Source organism: Rhodococcus sp. OAS809, assembly GCF_040546695.1.
GTDB lineage: Bacteria > Actinomycetota > Actinomycetes > Mycobacteriales > Mycobacteriaceae > Rhodococcus_F > Rhodococcus_F qingshengii.
On sequence record NZ_JBEPOI010000002.1, the window covers coordinates 1,344,402 to 1,366,560 of the forward strand.

Below are 22,159 nucleotides of genomic sequence, written 5' to 3' on the forward strand. Positions count from 1 at the left end.
CTCATGACGAACTCCCCACCAGCACTTGGCCGTAGGCGAGACCGCCGTCGTTCGGCGGCAACTCCAGTCCTGTCAACGGCGTGAATCCAGCGTCTGAGAGCAGAGCACACGCCCGAACGAGCAGTAGAGGGTTCTGAAAGACACCTCCGGTGAGTACTACCTCGTCCACTCCCGCCAGTTCCCGGCCACGAATTGCCCACTCGAGCACCAGGTGCGCTACGGATTCGTGGAAACGGGCGCCGATCACTTCAGCGGGCAACTTCTCCCGGAGATCGCGGACAACAGCCCGAATGACCGACCGCGGATCTGCTGTCCACGAATCGTCGTCCGACTGCGTCCAATCGAAGGTGTACCGCGAACCGGCGCTGTCGACTCCCCTCGACACCCCCTCCAACTCGATGGCAGCCTGCGCTTCGTAGTCGACCCTCTGACGGACCCCGGTCAGCGAGGAGACTGCGTCGAACAACCGCCCCATGCTCGAGGTGTCCACGCACCCGAAACCGGTTTCCATCTGGTGAAGTAGGACCGACTGCTCTCGGGGCGGACAGGCTGCCACGGGCGCGAGGTCGGATTCCCAGTCCAACCCGGCATGCCACAGGTGGGCGAGCGCCATTCGGTACGGCCGTTCCACTCCGGCATCGCCACCGGGCAGCAGTACGTATCCCAGATGCGCGAGACGGCGATAACCCTTGTACGTCGCCAGCAGTAGTTCCCCTCCCCACACTGCGCCGTCCGCCCCGTAGCCGGTGCCGTCGAACGCTATTCCGAGAACTGGTTCGCTCCCGTCCCGGCCGTTCTCCCCCATCACGGAAGCCACATGTGCGTGGTGATGCCCGACGATGCGCACCGGTCGGTCACCACTACGACTGCGAGCCCACGAGGACGAGCGATACCGAGGATGCTCGTCACAGGCGATCTGGTGCGGCACCACCCCCGTGATCGATTCGAAGTGACTCTCCGACGCAGCAAAACTGTCGATGACAGCGAGGTCGCCCATGTCTCCGATGTGCTGACTCGGCCACACATATCCGTCCTCGGCAAGACAGAAGGTGTTCTTCAGGTCGGCCCCGACCGCCAAGGTAGGCGGTACGTCGAACGGCGCGGTGACGGGCAGCGGAGCATATCCGCGCGAGCGACGAAGCAACTGTCTTCCACTGCCGACTATTCGCATCACCGAGTCGTCACACGGCATCAAGATCGGACGGTTGTGGGTCAATACCCCGTCGGCCAGGTCACCCAATCGTTCGAGATCGTTGTCGGAGTACAGAATCGGCTCACCGCCGATGTTCGCCGATGTCATGACCAACACCGCTGGGCCCGCCTCTTCTCCGGCCAAACCCAGAAGAAGATGCTGAATCGGGTTGTAGGCCAGCATGATTCCGATATCCGGAATGCCGGGGGCAATCAAGGGGGAAAGCGCGTATCCAGACGCTTTGGCAACCAGCACAATCGGGCGCTCGCGCGAGGACATGGCATCAGCCTCGGCATCACCGACCACACCCAACTCTCTGGCTTCTGGCACATCGCGCACCATCACCGCCAACGGCTTGCTTGCTCGATGCTTGCGTTCACGCAACTCGTGAACCGCGCGGTCGTCGCGGGCATCACAAGCCAGGTGAAATCCTCCGATTCCCTTGACAGCAAGAATCTTCCCGTCTCGCAGTAGGGATCGGGCTCGTAGCAGTGCACCCTCACCGGTCACGGCGGGCGCGTCCCCTTCCACGAACGATAGCGTTGGACCGCACTGCGGGCAGGCAATCGGTTGCGCATGAAACCGGCGGTCGGAGGGATCCACGTACTCCGCCGCACAGTTCGCGCACAACGGGAATCGCTTCATCGTCGTAGCGGCCCGGTCGTAGGGCAGCGATTCGATGATCGTGAATCGCGGACCGCAGTTGGTGCAGGTGATGAATGGATGACGATATCGCCGATCGCTCGGATCAGTCAGTTCCCGGAGGCAGTCGTCGCAGATCCCGACATCCGCCGGCGCCAAGGTTCGCCCGACCGACCCCGCATCCGTCTCGACTATGCAAAACCCCTCACGACCAACCGGCCGCGAGTCCTCGCGCTCTACCGACTCCACCCGTGCCAGCGGTGGGGGGTGGTTTCGCACCCGAGCGACAAATGCATCGATTGTCTCTCCGTCGCCTTCGACGTCGATCACGACACCGAGAGCAGAATTTCCCACCGAACCCGACAGTCCCAGTTCGGTGGCGGTCGCATGGACGAACGGCCGGAAGCCCACCCCCTGGACTACGCCACGAACGATGACACGGCAGGCGATCTTCATGTCCCGACCTCGCCGTTACCAGTATCGGAGTCGACTATCTCACCGTCGTGGCCACCACGGCCCATCAGTTCGAGGCCGGCCCGAGCGTGGCGAGCTTCCTGCTCGTCGACCTTCTCGACTGCAAAGCCCATGTGGATCACCACCCAGTCACCTGCAGTGACGGTGCCTTCGTCGAGCATTCCGATGTTGACCTTGCGTGGTGCCCCCTCCACGTCGACGAGAGCGAGTTGACCGCCGTATCCGTCCAGTAGTTCGCGTACCCGTCCCGGAATCCCCAGACACATGACTCACACCTCCGGCCCCAGTGTGGTGGCATCACAGTCCACGTCGATGGACCGGACGAGTGCCAGCACCGCCGAAGCGGCTTGCCTTACCGAATCACGCATCTCCGCACTCAATCCGATTCCGTCGCCGATCGATTTCGCATGTGCCCCCACCACGAACGTCCGCGGGAGTGTTCCGCCGAGGGCCTGCAGGCTGGCAAACACCGAACTCGGATGCATCGAGTGCGCGTCGAAACCTCCTTGCGGGCCTTCACTTTCGGGGTCCACTTCGATGATCGCGAGCTTGCCCGGGACTCCGGTCGCCGGTAAGGCATCGATCAGGACCAGGGCGTCCCACGACTCCAACAAGTCGTACGCCAGATGCACGCCCCGAATCCCGTAGTCGACCAGGCGAGCTCCCGATGGGAGATTCTCATGCTGCAGCGCCCGAACAACTTCGGGGCCGAATCCGTCGTCTTCGAGAAATATGTTTCCGACACCTGCAATCAGCACGCGCACAGCGCTTTACATCTTTCGCATTCGCAGATAGCGCTGGATGTCCGGCATCGACACCACCAGGACGATCGCGGCTGCGATCGCGGTGGCGCCGAGAAGTGCCGTCGACAGCAATCCCATGCTCCTCATGGCGAGTTCTCCTCTCGATAGCTGTGAAGTTCGATACCTGTGAGTACGTCACGCGCTGTCGCGCGGCATCGGCTCTATCTCGTCCGGCGCGAAGTACAGGTAGCGGCCGTACCAGTTGTGTAGATCGGCGGCCGGATCGTCCAACAGTGTCACCCCAACATGAATGTCGCCGTCCACGTCTTCATGAATGGTGGCGACGTGGGCGATCCGGCCGTCGAAGAACAGGTCCTGAGCATCAGCGCGGCGTGAGGGGTGGAGCCGAACCGTACTTCCACCAGAGACACGGACGCCGTTGATCAGAACTGCGTCGGTGCGTGGTTGGACACTGGTGTCGGCTTCCGGGGTCCACCAGTCCACACCGTCAGGCACCTCGGGTATCAGATCAGAACCGGCATTCGAATCTCGCAGCACGCCGTGCAGGCCGGCTAGATCGTCGTCCGTCAATCGCTCACATCGGTCGATGATGTCGGCAGCTCTGGAGTCGGTAGCTCGCGCCCGCGCCTTTTCCTCGTCGGTCATGGCAAGGATTCTCAGGGTGAGAATTTCGTCGATCTCGGTCGAGTCGAAGAGAGATCCCTCGCTCTGCGGCGCAATCTCGGGAAAGTCGTACAGGATGATCGGTGACACCAGAACGGTGGGAGATGTGCCAGGGTGAGTGGGGTCCTCGGTCCCCGCAAGCACCGGATAACAGCGATTTTGCCGCAACTGCTCCGAGTGATCTGCTTCTTCGAACAACGACAGGAACCTCGAGCCTGTGCAGTTCACAATGACGTGAGTCCCCAGCATCGATTGCGCGGTGGCCGTGCCCTTGTCCCGTGCGTCGACGCTCGTGGCGTTCATGATCGTCACGGAAATCACCGTGCGTCCGTCCCCGGCGGAGGCGCTCACTGCCAAGAGGCCATTCACCGGAAGCCGTGTCCGAACGATCCGTCCGACCACCCTGCCCCGAGAGTCCGACAAAGTCTCTCCTTCGACAACTCCGGCCGCACAGAAGGTTTCTTCGACGCCGGCCTCGAGTTCGTCCAGACCCCACGGACCCAACACGATCTCGGACTCGGTGGCTTCGTCCCACGAGATCGACTCCCGCTCGCCGACAACCAACCGATCGACCGGGATCCACGCCCCGCCGGCGCCGAGTCGTTCAACCGTCCGCGACTGGTGGTGCAGAAATCTCACAGTCGCAGAAACTTCGACGCCGTTCCGCTCGAATTCGCCGAGCAGACATTGCGCGGACATCGACGGTTCCTCACCGACTCCGACCTCGGCGGCGCCGGGCGGTCCGAGAACCCCGAACTGCCAACGGGATTGATTCTTCGCCGAGCCGGCTCGGTAGGGATAGAGAAGATATCCCTCGTACAGGACGGCGTCGGCCACGGCCCGAACGTCGTGATCCATCCCCGTTCGAGTCATCGCGGCACCTGGCTCGCCGTCAGCAACTGCCGCACGGCTGAATCGAGGTCCGTGAGGCCGTGCGCTGCCTTGAACCGCACGAGATCGGCAATCGTCTCATGGTCGAGGCGTACCCAACCAGACGCCGGATAATGCGCAGCCATCAGCTGTTTCCACACGTCGACCGGCAATTCGTAGGCAGCAGATCTGTCCCACGGGATCTGCTGCACGGAGAAACCACGCGGTCCGTCGGTGAATACCGTGCCGCTGAGTAGAACCACGATCGGAATCGTTCCGTCTCCGAGTGCGTGCATGTACTTCGACGCCGTCACCGAGAAGTCGTACGTACACGCCATGGGCAAGGCCGCGACCGTTGTTCCGGTGAATCCTTGAACGACCGTGGAACATTCCATCCACAGGAAGGTGCGCAGCGTACTCGACCAACGCTCCCGCGGACCGAAGAGATCGCGCAGACCTTCGCCTTCGGCGTCGGAGTACGGTCGGCGGTGTGGTTCGATTCGTACCTGCGCGCGCAGAGCCACCGCACGGACGGTCGTGCCGGTGGATTCCGACATTCTCAATCTCACCGTCAGATTCGGCGTAACCGCGTACGGTTCCACCTCTATGTTGTCGACCGAGAAGTCGAGAACAGTCATGCCGACCTGCTTCGCGCCTCGACGCGCCCGAAGAACTCGTCCACTGCGCGTGCGGCATCCTGGCCACCGTCGAATCCGCGCCACACGGTGCGCAATCGTCCCACCAGTTCGTAACAGGCGTCGATGGGAACAACGAAGCATCTCGGCGATTGTCCTGACGTGGGCACCGACACGATCAACGCCTCGACGTCAGCCCGCATCTGCGAGAGCCCCGGATTCTCCTCGAGCACAGTCTCGAACGAGTCGATAGGCAACTCGGATTCGGTAGCTCCGGCCGGTCCCGGATAGAAGACTATGTACTTGTCGAGGAGTGAGTTGCGGAAGAAGAATGCCAGGCCGACGGGGATTTCCAGAGACTCCCACCGGCCAGGGCCGAGGTCGAAGTCCGGAAACTCGAGGTACCGATCGGGAACCGCTTTGTATCGAAGGTCCGCGTCGACCGGTGCAAAGAGTAGATAGCACGGTCGGCACACGCACATCAGGCTCCGGACCTGTACGTCCACGACGTGCTGGTGTTCGTCGCCTATGCCCGCCGCACACATCTCACACCTCGGTCCGGCCGGAACGACACGCGACGAGGCGATTCGTGTGAGCACCTCTCCCACAGTGACTTTCATGACCCGGCTGCGTTCACGGCTAGGTCACCGATATCACAGACTCGTCAGCAAGCGCGACCGAGAGCACTCCGTCGCGAATCAGCACCGGCACAGGCGCCAGGTGCTCGGTCCCGGTGCCCACCCGCGCTCCCGCCCCGTACACACTGAAGTGGGCAGAGCACGTCGGACAGGTGAGGACAGCGGCGTCTCGGGCAGGACGGCCCATCATGCGTTCGAGCACAGCCCCCGCCATCGAGTGCTCACACACCGGGCAATGGTCGCGATACGCGTACAGATCGTCACCGGAGCGGCAGACCAACAGATCGGAGCCCGACACGCGGAAGCCCGCGACCTCTCCCACCTCGACTTCGGCGAATTCGGGGACCTCCACCCAGTGCGTACCTCCCCCGTCGGCGTGAACGTGCGAGAACAGGGACTCGACCGAGATCACACCCGACTTCACCTCGTGCGGATCCGGTGTTTCGACGTCGATTCCGGTGGTCTCGGGCGCCGCCGCCTGCACCGCGTCCTGGACCGCGGTTTCGAGGGTCACCGAGGACGAAGGGCAACTGTTACAGCTTCCGAGAAGCCGTAGTCGCACTACGCCGTCCGCCACCTCGATCAGTTCGACGTCGCCTCCGTGCGAACCGAGGTACGGACGCACGCTGTCGAGCGCAGTGCGGACGCGGGTCTCCACGTCGTGCGGGTGAAGTCCGTGCACCAGTAGCAGGCTGGACACCAGATCGTCGCGAACCATCGCATCCATCGTGGCCGGATCTGCCAGAGCGACGGTGCGTTCGAGTGCTGCGCCGTACAACTGCACGACCTCACGCACCAGTTGCTCGGCGCGATCTCTCGCCACCGGGCCTGCGCCGACGTTGGCCTGCAACAACGTCTCGATGCGCTCACCTGCTCCGCGCCAGTAGTCGGCCGATTGCTCCATCGATCACTCCCCGGTCACGGACTGCGCCGGAGAGTGCAACTTCTCCAGGGTCTTGCCACCGCCGAGATACATGTGAACACCACACGGCAGGCAGGGATCGAAACTACGCACGGTCCGCATGATGTCGATGCCCTTGAAGTGGTCGCGATCGTTCTCCTCGAAGATCGGCTGACCCTGCACGGCATCCTCGTACGGACCGGGGGTTCCGTAGCTGTCGCGCGGGCTCGCATTCCACGGTGTCGGTGGGTACGGGTGATAGTTCGCGATTTTTCCGTCACGAATCACCATGTGATGTGAGAGAACTCCGCGGACGGCTTCGGTGAATCCGCAACCGATACCCTCGTCCGGGACCTCGAACGACTCCCACGTCTTGGTCCGGCCGGCCCGGATCTCGACAAGCGCCTTCTCGGCGAAATGAAGGGCAGCCGCGGCTGCGTATGCCTGGAAATACGTTCGCGCGCGGTTTCTTTCGAGGGTATTGCTGCCATGTTCGGGAATCTTCCACTCGAGCGAGACAGGAGCCTTCAGAGCTGTTTTCGGAAGATTGATCTTCACACTGTGTCCGGTCGACTCCAGGTATCCGATGTCGACCAGGCCGGCCAGAGCGGTGCTCCACAGGCGAGCCAATGCTCCCCCGCCCGTATCCAGAGCAAGGTTGTCTTTTCCGTCGAACCATCGCGGTGACATGACCCAGCTGTACTTGTCCTCGAGGTTCCGCTTCTGCGGGTGAGGGTTGGTGTGCTGATTCCACGGGTGCCTGCGATCGACCGGGTTACCCAGCGGATCGGTTTTGACGAACATCTCCTGATCACTCCAGTCCTCGTAATACGAGGAGCCCAGCATGATTCGGATACCGAGGTTGATGTCCACCAGATCCGTGGTGACCAACTTTCCGTCGACAACCACACCGGGAGTGACAAACATCTTCCGGCCCCAGTCGGTCATGTCCTTGTAGGAGAAATTGCAGTACTCGGGGTCTTGGAACGATCCCCAACAACCCAGCAGGGTCCGCCGCAGGCCAACCTTTTCGTAACCAGGCATCGCCTGGTAGAAGAAGTCGAACAGGTCGTCGTGCATCGGCACGACCTTCTTCATGAATTCGACGTACCGCATCAGCCGCGACATGTAGTCCGTCATCAGTTCGATCGTCGCGACGGTGCCGACGCCGCCGGGATAGAGCGTCGACGGGTGAACGTGCCTGCCCTCCATCAAGCAGAACATTTCGCGAGTCGAACGCGAGACTTGCAACGCTTCGCGATAGAACTCACCCGTGAACGGATTGAGAGTCCGCATGATGTCCGCGATCGTGCGATACCCGTGCTGCTCCTCGTGCGGGCAGCGCGTGTTCTCTGCCTGCGCCAGCACACCGGGATTCGTCTCGGAGACCATCTTCTCGCAGTAGTCGACGGCGACAAGATTCTCTTGAAAGATGTTGTGGTCGAACATGTACTCGGCGGCCTCGCCGAGATTGACGATCCACTCGCCCAGATGCGGCGGCTTGACGCCGTACGCCATGTTCTGTGCGTAGCACGAGCATGTGGCGTGATTGTCACCGCAGATGCCGCAGATACGACTGGTGATGAAATGCGCGTCGCGCGGGTCCTTCCCCTTCATGAACAGGGAATACCCGCGAAAGATCGACGACGTGCTGTGACACTCCACCACTTCGCGATTGGCGAAGTCGATCTTGGTGTAGATACCCAGACTGCCGACGATTCGGGTGATGGGGTCCCACGCCATCTCGACAAGACCGTCGCGGTCTGCAGTCGAGGTGGGTTCGGGAACGATGGCCGTCATTGCAGTGCCTCCCAGAGACGTTGCTCACGAACTGATTTGAATGTATCCGGTCGGTCACCACGTACGCGTCGCACCAGTGAGTAATTTCGACCCGCGCTCGCGCCAGTGCGGTTCCTTGTCCAACGTGTTTCCGGTGATCCGGCGCAGACTGTGAATCACGGACCCGTACATTCCCACCGCATTGGTGGAGAGTTTGCCGCCAGGTGGTTCATCCATGAACGGCATGAACTTGTCGGGGAACCCCGGCATCGTGCACCCGATGCAGATCCCGCCGACGTTGGGACACCCGCCGACTCCGTTGATCCAACCACGTTTGGGGACATTGCATTTCACGACCGGTCCCCAACATCCGAGTTTGACGATGCACTTCGGTGACCCGTACTCCGTCGCGAACTCACCCTGCTCGTAGTACCCACCACGGTCACAGCCCTCGTGTACGGTGGCACCGAAAAGCCACTGCGGGCGCAGGGATTCGTCCAAGGGAATCATCGGCGCCTGGTCAGTGGCCATGTACAGAAGATAAGTCAGGGTCTCGGAGAGGTTGTCCGGCTGAATGGGACACCCGGGAACGCAGACGATCGGGATGCCCGCCTTCGATTTCCAGGTCCACCCGAGATAGTCCGGCACACCCATCGCACCGGTCGGATTGCCGGCCATCGCATGTATGCCGCCGTAGGTCGCACACGTACCGACCGCAACTACCGCAGTCGCTTTCGGTGCCAGCTTGTCGAGCCATTCGCTCGTGGTGACCGGTTGGCCGGTTTCGCGATTGTTCCCGAAACCACACCAGTACCCTTCGTCGTGAAGTTTCTCGTTCGGTATCGATCCTTCGACAACAAGAACAAAGGGTTCCAGTTCTCCCCGGTCGGCTTTCCAAAACCACTCCAGGAAATCGTCAGCGCCACCCTGCGGTCCACATTCGAAGTCGATGAGCGGCCAATGAACCGCCACCTGAGGCAGGCCGGGCAACGCACCGAGCGCGATCTCCTCGATACTGGGTTGCGTGGCTGCAGTGAGCGCCACCGAATCTCCGTCGCAACTGAGACCGGCATTGATCCACAGCACGTGGATCAGAGTTTCTTCCGCTTTGGCCGCTGCGCTTGCGGGGGTAGCTGCGCTTTCGGAGGCAGGTTCCGCCGTGGTGCCAGCAGTCGATTTTTGTGTGTCCATGTCAGCCGCTTTCACGGGTGCACTTGCGCCTTGACTCTCAGCGCCGCGACTGGCCTGACACGCTATGGCCTCAAGACTCTGTGGCCTCGAATTGCCGCGGCACCGAAACGCTGACGCCACCGGAGTCGAACCTCGGCCCACTTGCGTGGCACCCACTCATTTCATTAACTACCCGAGCAGATCAGTTGTCAACGGCCACCGGAGAAATCGCCGAACGACTACCGATCCACTCGTACCACTCGTCCATGCCCTCACCTGTCGTGGCAGACAAAACAACAACGCGCACAGCAGGATTGAGTATTCTCGCCTGCTCGACGCAGGCATCGACGTCGAACTCGACGTATGGGAGCAAGTCGATCTTGTTGATCACCACGAGGTCCGCGACAGCGAAGATGTGTGGGTACTTTTTCGGCTTGTCTGCCCCCTCCGGCGTCGAAATTAGGACAACCTTGCCTTCCTCGCCGAGGTCGAAGAGCGCGGGGCACACCAGGTTTCCGACGTTTTCGATCAGAAGCAGCGATTCTTCAGCGGGATCCAAGGCGCGCAGTGCGCGGTCGATCATCGCGGCATCGAGGTGACATCCGGCCCCGGTATTCACCTGCACCACCGACGCGCCGGTCTCTCGGATCCGCTCGGCGTCGAGCCGGGTTTCCTGGTCACCTTCGATCACGGCTATCGGTCGCTGACATCCGAGCTCCCGGATGGTTCGCGCCAGCAATGTCGTCTTCCCCGCGCCGGGGGAACTCATGATGTTGAGCGCCGTGATTCGGCGGCTCCGCATCCACTGACGATTGTGAACCGCAATGCCGTCGTTCTTGGCGAGCACCTGTTGCTCGAGAATCACGGTGTGGTCGGGGTGGCCGTGCTCATGGTCATGCTCGTGACCGTGCCCGTGACCGTGCCCATGATCGTCGTGTTCCTGCTCGTGTTCTCCGTCTGCGACTACCGACACCCGAGGTCCTGTGGTGTCCCCGCACCCACACGTCGCGCACATGCTCAGCTCACTTCCATCGACAGGATCCGTAACTCTCGGCCGGCAAGCACCTCGACATCAGCACTGCCGCATTCACACAGCAAGAACATGTCGGGCGGCGAGAACATCACGCCGCAGCTTTTGCATCGCGCGCTGGTTGCAATCTCATCGATGTGCAAGCTGGCACCTTCGGCGTGAGTACCCGCGGTGACGACGTCGAAGCAGAACAGCAGAGAGTGTGGAACCACCGCGCAGAGTTGCCCTACTTCAAGCCGCACGCTCGATACTCGTCGCTCGCCGGCACGCTCACACACGGCTTCGACCACACTCTGCGCAATGGACAGCTCGTGCACGGTGAAACCCACGATTCGTGATCCGGAAACCTCCCTTCCACGATAAGCACCAACGGTCGTTGTGCGTAACCCGTACACGAAAACAGGCTGCGATCCGCAACTAATTGCGGATCGCAGCCTGTGACAGCGTTATTCGTGTGACGAACGCCGGCGAGAAGGATTACGGGTTCGGAACCGGCACCTTCGTCGTCGTGGTCGTCGACGTCACTGTCGTAGTCGGGGGGGCCGTCGTTGCATCCGTTCCCGCTACCGGTGTGGTCGGAACTGTCGACGTCGGCGTCACTGCCGCCGAACCCGTCGGAGTGGCAACCGCTCCCGATGTGACCGACGCCGATCCTGCCGCAGGCACCTGTGACGTGGTTGCGGGCGCTCCAGCAGATCCCGTGGAGCCAGTGGTCCCGGCCGGTGCCTGACCGGTTCCGGTGCCTTCAGCCACCGCGGCGTCGCCCTCAGCATTGCCGTCAGCCATGTAGGCATCGACAGCGGCACTGATCTGTTCCGGGGTCGGCTTCGCAGTTGTGTCGACGGGCTTTCCTTCCTTCGCCTGCTGGGCGAGGTAGGTGAGCCAGGCCGCTGCGTACTCAGCTGAAGTCAACGGCTTGCCGTTGGCCGCATCCGCATCTCGCCAGTAATCGAAGTGGTGTCCGACGTCTGGAGCGAGTGTCTGCTGGTAGGGGTCGCTCAAGATCACGGGAATCGTGTTCTGGTTGGTAGCAATCAGACCGACAATCTCCTTGAAAAGCTTCTGCGGCAGATATGCCAGCGGAGACACCTTGTCGGTGGACACCGTCTCGCCCTCGGCTACCGGCGCCGGCGCGGGTGTTTTTCCGGGCTTGTACTCCGGATCCGAGACCTTGAGCATCACCTGAAGGAATGTCTCGTCACTCTGCATCCAGTTGGGATTGGACGAAATGTCTGCGAACGCCTCGAAGACGATCTGGCCGAACACCACCGCGACGTCCTGACCGGTGGCCGGGTTCAGACCCTGCGCTTCGAGTTGGTCGATGTTCAACTGCCGACCGACATTTGCCGCCAAGATCAACAGAGAGATGTTGCTGGGAGCCGAGCAGGTGAAGTCACCGTCCGAGCAGAAGGACGCGACCTTGCCGTTCAGCTTGCCGAAACCTCCGGCAGTGCCGGGGAGTACACCTTCGCCAGGTGTCGCGGAGGTGCCGTTCTGGTACTTCGTATTGAAGTTATCCGGGTTCGTGAACGGATTCGTGGCACCGAGGAACGTGCCGTCGCCCGCTTCACGGCCTGCATCCGCCAGCATGACCACACCGACAACCTTGTCCGGGTCGACCCCGAACTCGTTGTTCTCCTGCGTACCGATGTCCATCGCGACGCGACGCACCACATCGGCGCCTTCGCTGTACCCGACGATTGAGAACTGAGTCTTCGGGCATTCCTTGGCGATGGCACTCATCACGGACTGCGTATTTGCAGCGCCGGCAGCGACGGCATCCTCGTAGGACGCCATGTTGGCCGGGTACGCGATATACACAGCCGCGTACGAGCCGGGCTTGTTCGCGTTGACGGAGCCTGCCGGGTTGATCACCTGGTCGACGCGTTCACTCTTGTAGTCACCGGACAGGGCGGCCGGCAGCGGCTTCCCGTCGGCTCCCAGCAACATCTTCACCGTCGAAGCGTCCGGTGTGTCGTGTCGACCGGCAACCGCGATGCTGACCATGTCGTGACACTCGGTGACCGACGACGTCAATTGTGTCTCGATCGTGCGTGACTCCGGAGAGTCCACAGCGACCGCAACCGCGACCAGTGCGGCCACGCCGAGCGCTGCGGGCGCTACTGCACCCGCCAGTATTCGATGTCGCGAAAAGAACCCACGAACCGGCATATCTTCTCCCCAATCAACTTTTGGAAAACGTACGACCGACCCCCGGGGCGTCACGCAACGTCATTCGAGTAGTCGTCCAGTACAAGAGGAGCGTTACAACGGGTAACGATTTTCCGTGGCGACTCGGGAGGGAATCGGTAGCGCAAACGCCTCATTTCCGCTGCATAACACCGACGTGCACCTACTCCGCGTCGAAGATAATGACCTGTCGGATTGCTTTTCCGTCGGCGAGTTCGTCCATACCCGAATTGATGTCGGCCAATTCGATTCGCGAGGAAATGAGCTTCTCGACCGGCAGCTTCCCGTCGCGCCACAACTGCGCGTAGATCGGGATGTCGCGGGACGGGACCGCAGATCCCAGGTAGCTGCCGATAATGGTCCGCGCTTCGGCGACCAGTCCGAGAGGTGAGATCGACGAGCGCGCGTCAGGCGCCGGCAACCCGACCGTGACGGTCGTGCCACCCGCTGCCGTCGCAGCCACCGCTGTCTCGAAGGCCCGAGCATTTCCCGCGGCCTCGACGACGATGTCTGCGCGAACGCCACTCTCGGACAGGCCGGACGGTGTGAAGACCTCGGTCGCGCCCAGTTCCAGCGCCTGAGCCAGCTTGGATTCCAGTGCGTCGACACCGATGACGTTCTCGACCCCGAGTGCCCTCGCCGTCAGGATTGCGGCCATCCCGACGCCACCCAAGCCGACCACCATCACGGTGTCTGCCGGGCGAGGCTTCGCCGCGTTGAGGAGCGCTCCCCCACCGGTCAACACCGCACAACCGAGTACGGCTGCAATTTCGGCCGGGATGTCGTCGTCGACGGGAACAACCGACTTGGCGTTGACCACAGCATGCGTCGCGAAACCCGAAACACCGAGATGATGTTTGACGTTCTCGCCGGAGCGCCGCAGTCGATGCGCGCCACCGAGCAAACTGCCGTCGTTGTTGGCAGCGCTACCCACCGTGCAAGGCATCCGGCCGTCAGTGGCGCATCCCGCACATTCACCGCACCGTGGAAGAAAAGTCATCACGACGCGGGTGCCCACCGACAACGAATCAACTCCGTCGCCGAGTTCGATGATTCGACCTGCCGCCTCATGGCCCAACAACATCGGCACGGGTCGTACCCGATTGCCGTCGACCACGGAGAGGTCGGAGTGACAAAGCCCGGCAGCTTCGATCTTGACCAGGATCTCACCCGGGCCCGGGGATTCGAGGTCGAGTTCCGAAATCGAAATCGGAGTCGACTCTGCGAAGGGACGCTTCCGGCCGATCTCTTCGAGCACTGCACCACGGATCTTCAACTGCACACCCCGATTTCGATAGTTCGAACTACTTGCCCACGATCCCGCGTACCGACGCGGGGAGGTCACGAACCCGCTTGTACGGACCCACGACGGCGGCTGCAAACGGCCTCGTCAAGAGCACCTGCGCCACCTCGAGCACCTCTTCGGAGGTGACTGCGTCGATGGTCGTGAGCGTCTGCGCAACACTGCGATGGTTGCCGTAGTTCAGTTCACTGCGACCGATACGGTTCATGCGTGAGCCTGAATCTTCCAGTGCCAGAACCAATCCGCCGCGCAGCGATCCCTTGGCGCGGGCGATCTCGGCATTGGTGATTCCGTCCGTCGCCACGTTCGCGAGTACCTCGCGGATCACCGTGGCAACCTCCCCGAGGTTCTCCGGCTGGCAACCTGCATACACGGAGAACGCTCCGGTGTCCGCGAAGGTGTCGACGCCCGAATAGACGGAGTACGCAAGCCCGCGCTTCTCCCGAATCTCTTGGAACAGACGAGAACTCAGCCCACCGCCCACTGCGGCGTTGAGCACCGACAGCGCCCAGCGATGGCCCTCGTGCCGGCCGAACGCGCGTACCCCGAGCGCAAGGTGGACCTGCTCGCTGTCGCGGTGGGTCAAGCTCAGTTCAGGCATCGTGCGCAACCGCAGAGTGCCTTCGCGCCGCGACGCCGGCTTGACCCCGCGCTCGAGATGTCCGGCAAATGCACGGCGAGCGAGCGTCACTACCTGCTTGTGGTCGACGTTTCCCGCTACGGCCAGCACCATCCGCTGCGGTGTGTAACGCCGAACATGGAAGGAATGCAACTGATTGCGCGACATCGACTCGATCGATTCGACGCTACCGATGATCGGACGGCCGACAGGATGATCGCCGAACAACGCGGTCAGGAACGCGTCGCCGAGCAAGTCTTCCGGATCGTCGTCACGCATCGCGATCTCTTCGAGCACTACTTGCCGCTCGACATCGACGTCCGCGGTTCTGCAACGCCCTCGCAGCACGACGTCGGCGACAAGGTCAACCGCCATCGGAAGGTCGTCGTCGATCACGTGCGCGTAGAAACAGGTGTGCTCCTTCGACGTGAATGCATTGAGTTCGCCGCCCACACCATCCATGACCTGCGCGATGTCCAACGCCGTCCGTGACGGCGTCGACTTGAACAGCAGGTGCTCGAGAAAATGCGCGGCACCGGCCACACTCGGCTGCTCGTCGCGCGAGCCGACTCCGACCCACACACCGACGGAGGCGGAACGCACACCGGGAATGAACTCGGTGACGACGCGCAGGCCGCCGGGAAGGACCGTGCGCTGTACTCCGGATTCGGGAGTCGCATCGATCGGCGATTTCAGCACAGCGCTGCGGCTGCGCGTGGTGTTGGGAGTGGTCTTTGCCATGAAAAGGTTCAGCAGTCCTCGGTGCAAGTGGTCAATCAGGTATCTACAGGCTCTGTGTCTACAGACAGTACAGATGCGGCCCCGCACGGAAATCCGCGCGGGGCCGCATCAGAGTACGAAGTGAGATCTACTCGGAAGCAGCCTCGTCGGCGGCCGGAGCGGCAGCCTCGTCGTTGCCCTCTTCGACTGGGATCAGCGAGATCTTGCCACGTGCATCGATGTCGGCGATCTCGACGCGGATCTTGGATCCGACGTTGACCACGTCTTCGACCTTGGCAATGCGCTTACCGCTGCCCAGCTTCGAGATGTGCACCAGTCCGTCGCGTCCCGGCAGGAGCGAAACGAAGGCACCGAAGGCGGTGGTCTTGACGACCGTGCCCAGGAACCGCTCGCCGACCTTGGGGAGCTGCGGGTTGGCAATGGCGTTGATCATGTCGATCGCGGCCTGTGCAGACGGTCCATCGGTGGCGCCGACGAACACGGTGCCGTCGTCTTCGATGGAGATGTTGGCACCGGTCTGCTCGGTGATGGAGTTGATCATCTTGCCCTTGGGGCCGATGACCTCACCGATCTTGTCGACGGGGACCTTGATGGCCGTCACGCGGGGAGCGAACGGGCTCATCTCGTCCGGGGTGTCGATGGCTTCCGCCATGACCTCGAGGATCGTGGTCCGTGCGTCCTTGGCCTGCGAGAGTGCACCCGCAAGGACCTGCGACGGGATGCCGTCGAGCTTCGTGTCCAGCTGCAGGGCCGTGACGAAGTCCTTGGTACCTGCGACCTTGAAGTCCATGTCGCCGAAGGCGTCTTCGGCGCCGAGGATGTCGGTCAGCGCGACGTAGCGGGTTTCGCCGTCGACCTGGTCGGAAACCAGACCCATGGCGATACCGGCAACCGGAGCGCGAAGCGGCACACCGGCGTTGAGCAGTGCGAGCGTGGACGCGCACACCGAGCCCATCGAGGTGGAACCGTTGGAGCTCAGAGCCTCGGAGACCTGGCGAATCGCGTAAGGGAACTCTTCGACGCTGGGCAGAACCGGCATGAGAGCGCGCTCGGCGAGTGCACCGTGACCGATTTCGCGACGCTTCGGCGAACCGACGCGGCCCGTCTCACCGGTGGAGTACGGCGGGAAGTTGTAATGATGCATGTAGCGCTTGGTGGTCTCGGGACCGAGCGAGTCGACCTGCTGAGCCATCTTCACCATGTCGAGAGTGGTCACACCCAGGATCTGGGTCTCGCCACGCTCGAACAGTGCGGAGCCGTGTGCGCGCGGGATGATCGCAACCTCGGCGGACAGCGAACGGATGTCCGTGACGCCGCGGCCGTCGATGCGGAACTGATCGCGCAGGATGCGCTGGCGAACCAGCTTCTTGGTGAGCGAGCGGAACGCTGCTCCCAGTTCCTTCTCGCGGCCTTCGAAGTTGGGTGCAACCTGCTCGAGAACCTCGACCTTGACCTCGTCGGTCTTGTCGTCGCGTTCCTGCTTGCCGGCGATTGTCAGTGCGGCATTGAGCTTTTCGGACGCAGCAGCCTCGACGGCAGCAAAAACGTCGTCCTGGTACGCCGGGAAGACCGGGTAGTCACCCGTGGGCTTTGCAGCCTTGGATGCAAGTGCTGCCTGTGCAGCGCACAGGCGTGCGATGAACGGCTTGGCGGCCTCGAGGCCCTCGGCGACAATGGCCTCGGTCGGTGCCTGAGCGCCGTCGGCGATCTTCGCGATGACGTTGTCGGTGGCCTCGGCCTCGACCATCATGATCGCGACGTCGGCGTTGTCACCGCTACCGGAAACGACGCGGCCGGCGACGACCATGTCGAAGACGGCGTTCTCGAGCTGATCGACCGTCGGGAATGCAACCCACTGGCCGGTCTTGTTCTCGTCCGAGACGATGAGTGCAACGCGCACGCCACCGACGGGTCCGGAGAACGGCAGGCCCGCGATCTGCGTCGACGCGGAAGCAGCGTTGATGGCCACGACGTCGTACAGATCCTGCGGGTTGAGGCTCATGACCGTGACGACGACCTGGATCTCGTTACGGAGACCGTCGACGAAGGACGGGCGCAGCGGCCGGTCGATGAGGCGGCAAGTCAGGATCGCGTCGGTGGAGGGACGTCCCTCACGACGGAAGAACGAACCGGGGATGCGGCCCGCTGCGTACATACGCTCTTCGACGTCCACCGTCAGGGGGAAGAAGTCGAAGTGCTCCTTGGGGTGCTTGCTGGCGCTCGTGGCGGACAGCAGCATGGTCTCGTCGTCCAGGTAAGCAACGACGGCGCCGGCGGCCTGCTGAGCAAGGCGTCCGGTCTCGAAACGGATGGTGCGGGTACCGAAGGACCCGTTGTCGATCACGGCGGTGGATTCGAACACGCCTTCGTCGACCTCTACTACGGAATTCTCTGTCATTCTTTTCTCTTCACTTCCCTCTCGTCTTCGCCGTACCCGCGCGGGCGTTTCCACCCTCCTGGTGGAAACTGCGCACCGAGGGACGTCCCCCTCTTGAATTGCAGACGCTCCTTGCGATGCGAGCGATTTCTGCTTCGGGACGTCACGACGTTCGGGCGGCCGTCGATCGAAGTCCGCCGGAGCTTTCGGGCACTTGCCCGGTCCGGAGAACCACTACCGACAACCGACACCACGTTCTCTGGTGCATACGGTGTGCTGGCTGCGCACTGCACAACTGCGCATAAACAACTGCGCATAAACAACTGTGCATAGCGCCGACAGCGGAAACTGCCTTGCGGCAGCTAACGCCGAAAGCCAGCGAAGCCCAGTATATGCGTGGCTTCGCCGGCTGACGGAGTGTTCGGCAAACCGAAGCATGCCGTGTTGCTTTCGATCAGCGTCGTGAGAAAAATCTAGCGACGCAGGCCGAGACGCTCGATGAGCGTGCGGTAGCGAGCGACGTCGGTCTTTGCCACGTACTTCAGCAGACGACGACGGCGACCGACCATCAAGAGCAGTCCACGACGCGAGTGGTGGTCATGCTTGTGGGTCTTGAGGTGCTCGGTGAGATCGGTGATGCGCTTGGTGAGCATTGCCACCTGAGCTTCAGGCGATCCCGTGTCGGTCTCGTGCAAGCCGTACTCGCCGAGAACGGCCTTCTTTTCTTCCGTGGTCAATGCCACTTGATTCACTCCTGTGATGACGTTTGCGCGAAAGGAACTAGATCGGGCGCGGCCACCGCAAACCGCAGCACGCACCGAGAGAAGATCCTACCAGCAGCAATGAGGCGCTCTCGCCCACCTGGAGCGAATGTGGCGGCCGCCACTGACACAGGAGGAACTCAACCGACGCTGCGTTCTGCATCCTCACTCAGAATCCGGCGTGCGCGTTCGACATCTCGGTTCATCGCCGTGATGAGCGACTCGATCGAGTCGAACTTCTCCATACCGCGAATCCGCGAAACCAGGTCGACCGCGACGTGTTGTCCGTACAGGTCTGCTTCGGTGTCGAGAACGTATGCCTCGACGGTTCGGGTCCGGCCGGAGAAGGTCGGATTGGTACCCACAGACACCGCGGCTTGGTATCGGCGACCGGGAACGACGGTTCCGAGTTCCTCGCCGGCACCGAGCACCGTGAACCACGCCGCGTACACGCCGTCGGCCGGAATCGCCGAAAACATCGGCGGTGCAACGTTGGCCGTCGGGAACCCCAACTCGCGTCCACGCTTGTCACCGTGGACGACCACACCTTCGACACGATGTGGACGGCCCAGAGCTTCGGTAGCCGCTTCCATGTCGCCTGCGTCGACGCACGAGCGGATGTAGGTCGACGAGAACGTCACCGCATGCTCGGCGAGCAGCTGGACGCCGTCGACGGCAAAGCCGAAGCGAGCGCCCATTTCACGAAGAAGATCGACATTGCCGAGCGCCTTCTTGCCGAAGGTGAAGTTGTCCCCCACCACGACCTCGGCGACATGTAGACGTTCGACGAGAATCTCGTGGACGTAGCGCTCCGGCGTCAGCTTCATGAAATCAGCAGTGAACGGCATCACGCAGAACACGTCGATGCCCAGATCCTGAGCCAATTCCGCACGCCGTTGCAGCGTCGTCAACTGGGCTGGATGACTACCCGGCCGCACAACCTCCATGGGATGCGGGTCGAACGTCATCAACACGCTCGGAACACCACGTTTGCGGGCAGCGGTAACCGCTCTCGCTATCAATTGGGCATGCCCACGATGCACACCGTCGAACACACCGATAGTGAGCACACAACGACCCCAATCGGCCGGAACTTCGTCGAGACCACGCCATCTCAGCACGATTGGCAGCCTACGGGTCCACCGGCGGCGGGTCACGTTCGGACCCGCCCAGCGAATCACCGCTGTGCTGCCGCTCACGTACGGAACTTCCGGATTTCGTAGCCTAAGCTAAGCGTTGTGGCAGCTCACAAGACCGGAACCTCGGAAGCATCATCGACGTCGGACGGCGACAGCACTTCGGCGCACGACGCGGCAATCGACACGCTCGCACTCTCGTCGGTGGCCCAGGACTACCTCAAGGTCATCTGGACTATCCAGGAGTGGTCCCACGAGCGGGTTTCCACCAAGCTCCTGTCCGAGAAAATGAGCGTCTCGGCCTCGACGGTCTCCGAGGCGATCCGCAAACTCTCGGACCAGGGCCTGGTCGATCACGCCCGCTACGGATCCATCGCCCTGACCGACAGCGGCCGCGCCGCCGCCGTCTCCATGGTCCGGCGCCACCGGTTGATCGAGACCTATCTGGTTCAGGAACTCGGATACGGCTGGGACGAAGTCCACGACGAGGCCGAAGTCCTCGAACACGCCGTTTCCGATCTGATGATCTCGCGGATGGACGCCAAACTGGGCTTCCCCGAACGTGACCCGCACGGTGATCCCATTCCCGCCACCGACGGTTCGGTGCCGACTCCCCCGGCCCGCCAGCTCAGCGACTTCGCCAACGGTGAGCGGGGCCGCGTTGCCCGGATCTCCGATTCCGATCCCGAAATGCTCCGGTACTTCGATTCCGTCGGCGTCAGTCTCGATGTCGAGATCACCGTCGAGGAACGCCGCGATTTCGCCGGGACAGTGTCCGTTCGACTCGGCGACAGCCCCAACACCATCGACTTGGGAAGTCCAGTCGCTCAAGCAATTTGGCTCGTCTAGCCGAGGTAGTCAAAGCGGCAGTCGGTATCGGCGTTCCACGGGCCGGACGCCGTCGGTCCGGGTCCAGTCGGCGAGCCTCTCGTCGACGTACACCCACCCTCGACGCTCGTACAGTGCGATCGCCGGCAGAGCGTCGTCGACGACGTCGAGCACCAGTTCCAACCGACTCTCGGCTGCGAAATCCGTCACGGCATCGAGTAGCGCATCGCTGAGGCCGTTTCCACGTGAGCCAGGATGAACGAACAGTCGCGACACGGCTATCGATCCCGCGGTTGTGGGCGCACCTGCGACCTCGCTGTCGACGGCCACATGACCGACAACACGACCGTCGCTCTCACCGACCCACGCCTTCACCACCGTGGGCGAACTGAGCCAGCGGTGCGGGTTCTGCGGCCACGTGTTCGGATATCCGTCGCACTCGTGGACCTGTGCCAGCGCATCGACGCAACCGTCGAGGTCGCCGTCGACACGCTCGCGGACGATCACCCGCGAAGCGTCGCCGGTCGCACGACCATCACCGAACTGGCGCGTCGACCCTTCTCCTGCAGAAGCGCAATCGTGTGACCGGTGGGATCGATCGCCGCACAGATCCCCTTCATCCCGATCGGCTCGAGCCAGCGCCCCTGGCTGATCGCCTCGGCTTCCTCCGCCGTGATCTGCCGATGCGGAAAAGCCGTCTGCGCGGCCTGATCGATGTCGAGGCTCACACCCGGCTGATCCGCGAGATCTTCGAGCGTGCGCGCATGTTCGAGAGTGAACGGCCCGACGCGGGTGCGGCGCAATGCCGTCAAATGACCGCCGACGCCCAATTCACGACCGAGGTCGCGGGCAAGCGAGCGGATGTACGTACCGGACGAGCACTCCACGTCGACGTCCAGATCGACGAAGCCACCCGGGACATCTCGCCGAGCCAGAACCTCGAAAGTCGACACCGTTACCGGGCGCGGCGCCAGCTCGACGGTTTCTCCCGCACGCACCAGAGCATGTGCGCGCTGACCGTCCACCTTGATAGCGCTCACGCTTGCCGGGATCTGCTTGATGTCCCCGGTCAGCGTGGCCACGATCGCCGCGATCTCCGCGTCCGTCACCTGCGAAGCGTCTGCGGAGGTCAGGACCTCCCCCTCGGCATCGTCCGTGTCCGTCGCTGCCCCGAGGCGAATGGTCGCCGAGTACGCCTTGGTGGTCAGCGCCAGGAGTCCGAGCAACTTGGTCGCACGCTCGACGCCGAGAACGAGAACACCGGTCGCCATGGGATCCAGCGTCCCGGCGTGTCCCACCTTCCGGGTGTTCAACAACTTGCGGCACCGAGCGACCACGTCGTGGCTGGTGATACCCGCCTCTTTGTCGACAATCAGAATTCCGGCGCCGACAAGACCGGAGGAAGGCTTTTCACGAGCTGACACGTGTGCCGATTCTGCCAGTCGC

General features: G+C 62.5%; 21 protein-coding genes. 1 reads left to right on the forward strand and 20 read right to left on the reverse strand.

Annotated elements, in window-relative coordinates; genetic code table 11:
- Position 1: 1 nt before the first annotated feature.
- From hypF to ABIE52_RS09225, 18 genes are all read right to left on the reverse strand, one after another.
- Positions 2 to 2,290, reverse strand: a complete 2,289-nt coding sequence (gene hypF / locus ABIE52_RS09145; protein WP_054188560.1) for a carbamoyltransferase HypF — start codon at positions 2,288 to 2,290, stop codon at positions 2 to 4.
- Complete coding sequence (locus tag ABIE52_RS09150; RefSeq protein ID WP_042450715.1) at positions 2,287 to 2,574, reverse strand: HypC/HybG/HupF family hydrogenase formation chaperone; 288 nt, start codon at positions 2,572 to 2,574, stop codon at positions 2,287 to 2,289. Before ABIE52_RS09150 ends, hypF begins: the two co-directional genes overlap by 4 nt.
- Before the next feature lie 3 nt (positions 2,575 to 2,577).
- Entirely contained in the window at positions 2,578 to 3,072 is a 495-nt protein-coding gene (locus ABIE52_RS09155; RefSeq protein ID WP_030535599.1) for a hydrogenase maturation protease, read from the reverse strand.
- A 6-nt stretch (positions 3,073 to 3,078) separates the two neighbouring features.
- Positions 3,079 to 3,198 (reverse strand): DUF6893 family small protein, encoded by a 120-nt coding sequence (locus tag ABIE52_RS34020; RefSeq protein ID WP_003942178.1) that lies wholly within the window; start codon positions 3,196 to 3,198, stop codon positions 3,079 to 3,081.
- 48 nt (positions 3,199 to 3,246) lie between these two features.
- Positions 3,247 to 4,608: a hypothetical protein gene (locus tag ABIE52_RS09160; protein WP_030535600.1), complete on the reverse strand. Its 1,362-nt coding sequence runs from the start codon at positions 4,606 to 4,608 to the stop codon at positions 3,247 to 3,249.
- Positions 4,605 to 5,243: a DUF6084 family protein gene (locus ABIE52_RS09165; RefSeq protein ID WP_054188561.1), complete on the reverse strand. Its 639-nt coding sequence runs from the start codon at positions 5,241 to 5,243 to the stop codon at positions 4,605 to 4,607. Before ABIE52_RS09165 ends, ABIE52_RS09160 begins: the two co-directional genes overlap by 4 nt.
- Positions 5,240 to 5,860 carry a DUF5947 family protein gene (locus ABIE52_RS09170; RefSeq protein ID WP_054188562.1) on the reverse strand — a complete coding sequence of 207 codons (621 nt, stop codon included), beginning with the start codon at positions 5,858 to 5,860 and terminating at the stop codon, positions 5,240 to 5,242. The genes ABIE52_RS09165 and ABIE52_RS09170 overlap by 4 nt, the downstream gene beginning before the upstream one ends.
- Before the next feature lie 19 nt (positions 5,861 to 5,879).
- Entirely contained in the window at positions 5,880 to 6,782 is a 903-nt protein-coding gene (locus ABIE52_RS09175; RefSeq protein ID WP_054188563.1) for a NifU family protein, read from the reverse strand.
- Between the two features lie 3 nt (positions 6,783 to 6,785).
- On the reverse strand, positions 6,786 to 8,579 hold the full coding sequence (locus ABIE52_RS09180) for a nickel-dependent hydrogenase large subunit (protein ID WP_054188564.1): 1,794 nt from the start codon (positions 8,577 to 8,579) through the stop codon (positions 6,786 to 6,788).
- A 54-nt stretch (positions 8,580 to 8,633) separates the two neighbouring features.
- Positions 8,634 to 9,749 (reverse strand): NADH-quinone oxidoreductase subunit B family protein, encoded by a 1,116-nt coding sequence (locus ABIE52_RS09185; protein WP_042922651.1) that lies wholly within the window; start codon positions 9,747 to 9,749, stop codon positions 8,634 to 8,636.
- 181 nt (positions 9,750 to 9,930) lie between these two features.
- On the reverse strand, positions 9,931 to 10,743 hold the full coding sequence (gene hypB, locus ABIE52_RS09190; protein WP_054188565.1) for a hydrogenase nickel incorporation protein HypB: 813 nt from the start codon (positions 10,741 to 10,743) through the stop codon (positions 9,931 to 9,933).
- Between the two features lie 2 nt (positions 10,744 to 10,745).
- Positions 10,746 to 11,075: a hydrogenase maturation nickel metallochaperone HypA gene (hypA, locus tag ABIE52_RS09195; protein WP_073512368.1), complete on the reverse strand. Its 330-nt coding sequence runs from the start codon at positions 11,073 to 11,075 to the stop codon at positions 10,746 to 10,748.
- Between the two features lie 160 nt (positions 11,076 to 11,235).
- Positions 11,236 to 12,930 carry a cutinase family protein gene (locus tag ABIE52_RS09200; protein ID WP_007735070.1) on the reverse strand — a complete coding sequence of 565 codons (1,695 nt, stop codon included), beginning with the start codon at positions 12,928 to 12,930 and terminating at the stop codon, positions 11,236 to 11,238.
- Between the two features lie 181 nt (positions 12,931 to 13,111).
- Positions 13,112 to 14,224, reverse strand: a complete 1,113-nt coding sequence (locus tag ABIE52_RS09205) for an alcohol dehydrogenase catalytic domain-containing protein (protein WP_007735068.1) — start codon at positions 14,222 to 14,224, stop codon at positions 13,112 to 13,114.
- Positions 14,225 to 14,252: 28 nt separating this feature from the next.
- Positions 14,253 to 15,611 carry a M16 family metallopeptidase gene (locus tag ABIE52_RS09210; protein WP_192712495.1) on the reverse strand — a complete coding sequence of 453 codons (1,359 nt, stop codon included), beginning with the start codon at positions 15,609 to 15,611 and terminating at the stop codon, positions 14,253 to 14,255.
- A gap of 127 nt (positions 15,612 to 15,738) precedes the next feature.
- Complete coding sequence (locus ABIE52_RS09215; RefSeq protein WP_003942275.1) at positions 15,739 to 18,009, reverse strand: polyribonucleotide nucleotidyltransferase; 2,271 nt, start codon at positions 18,007 to 18,009, stop codon at positions 15,739 to 15,741.
- A gap of 452 nt (positions 18,010 to 18,461) precedes the next feature.
- The gene (gene rpsO, locus ABIE52_RS09220) at positions 18,462 to 18,731 is read right to left on the reverse strand and encodes a 30S ribosomal protein S15 (protein WP_007735061.1); all 270 of its coding nucleotides are present in this window, start codon (positions 18,729 to 18,731) and stop codon (positions 18,462 to 18,464) included.
- 158 nt (positions 18,732 to 18,889) lie between these two features.
- Entirely contained in the window at positions 18,890 to 19,870 is a 981-nt protein-coding gene (locus ABIE52_RS09225; RefSeq protein WP_003942148.1) for a bifunctional riboflavin kinase/FAD synthetase, read from the reverse strand.
- Between the two features lie 117 nt (positions 19,871 to 19,987).
- Between ABIE52_RS09225 and ABIE52_RS09230 the strand changes: the two genes are divergently transcribed.
- The gene (locus tag ABIE52_RS09230) at positions 19,988 to 20,734 is read left to right on the forward strand and encodes a metal-dependent transcriptional regulator (RefSeq protein ID WP_030535607.1); all 747 of its coding nucleotides are present in this window, start codon (positions 19,988 to 19,990) and stop codon (positions 20,732 to 20,734) included.
- A 9-nt stretch (positions 20,735 to 20,743) separates the two neighbouring features.
- On the opposite strand, the gene ABIE52_RS09235 is transcribed toward ABIE52_RS09230, so the two are convergent.
- Complete coding sequence (locus tag ABIE52_RS09235) at positions 20,744 to 21,220, reverse strand: GNAT family N-acetyltransferase (RefSeq protein WP_030535608.1); 477 nt, start codon at positions 21,218 to 21,220, stop codon at positions 20,744 to 20,746.
- Positions 21,217 to 22,137 (reverse strand): tRNA pseudouridine(55) synthase TruB, encoded by a 921-nt coding sequence (gene truB, locus ABIE52_RS09240; protein WP_020907442.1) that lies wholly within the window; start codon positions 22,135 to 22,137, stop codon positions 21,217 to 21,219. The genes ABIE52_RS09235 and truB overlap by 4 nt, the downstream gene beginning before the upstream one ends.
- Positions 22,138 to 22,159 lie beyond the last annotated feature (22 nt).

Coding starts and splice junctions, on each gene's coding strand:
- hypF (WP_054188560.1), bottom strand. CDS start 2,290: ATGAAGATCGCCTGCCGTGTCATCGTTCGTGGCGTAGTCCAGGGGGTG.
- ABIE52_RS09185 (WP_042922651.1), bottom strand. CDS start 9,749: ATGGACACACAAAAATCGACTGCTGGCACCACGGCGGAACCTGCCTCC.
- ABIE52_RS09215 (WP_003942275.1), bottom strand. CDS start 18,009: ATGACAGAGAATTCCGTAGTAGAGGTCGACGAAGGCGTGTTCGAATCC.
- hypB (WP_054188565.1), bottom strand. CDS start 10,743: ATGTGCGCGACGTGTGGGTGCGGGGACACCACAGGACCTCGGGTGTCG.
- ABIE52_RS34020 (WP_003942178.1), bottom strand. CDS start 3,198: ATGAGGAGCATGGGATTGCTGTCGACGGCACTTCTCGGCGCCACCGCG.
- ABIE52_RS09170 (WP_054188562.1), bottom strand. CDS start 5,860: ATGAAAGTCACTGTGGGAGAGGTGCTCACACGAATCGCCTCGTCGCGT.
- ABIE52_RS09200 (WP_007735070.1), bottom strand. CDS start 12,930: ATGCCGGTTCGTGGGTTCTTTTCGCGACATCGAATACTGGCGGGTGCA.
- ABIE52_RS09160 (WP_030535600.1), bottom strand. CDS start 4,608: ATGACTCGAACGGGGATGGATCACGACGTTCGGGCCGTGGCCGACGCC.
- ABIE52_RS09150 (WP_042450715.1), bottom strand. CDS start 2,574: ATGTGTCTGGGGATTCCGGGACGGGTACGCGAACTACTGGACGGATAC.
- ABIE52_RS09180 (WP_054188564.1), bottom strand. CDS start 8,579: ATGACGGCCATCGTTCCCGAACCCACCTCGACTGCAGACCGCGACGGT.
- ABIE52_RS09210 (WP_192712495.1), bottom strand. CDS start 15,611: ATGGCAAAGACCACTCCCAACACCACGCGCAGCCGCAGCGCTGTGCTG.
- ABIE52_RS09165 (WP_054188561.1), bottom strand. CDS start 5,243: ATGACTGTTCTCGACTTCTCGGTCGACAACATAGAGGTGGAACCGTAC.
- ABIE52_RS09175 (WP_054188563.1), bottom strand. CDS start 6,782: ATGGAGCAATCGGCCGACTACTGGCGCGGAGCAGGTGAGCGCATCGAG.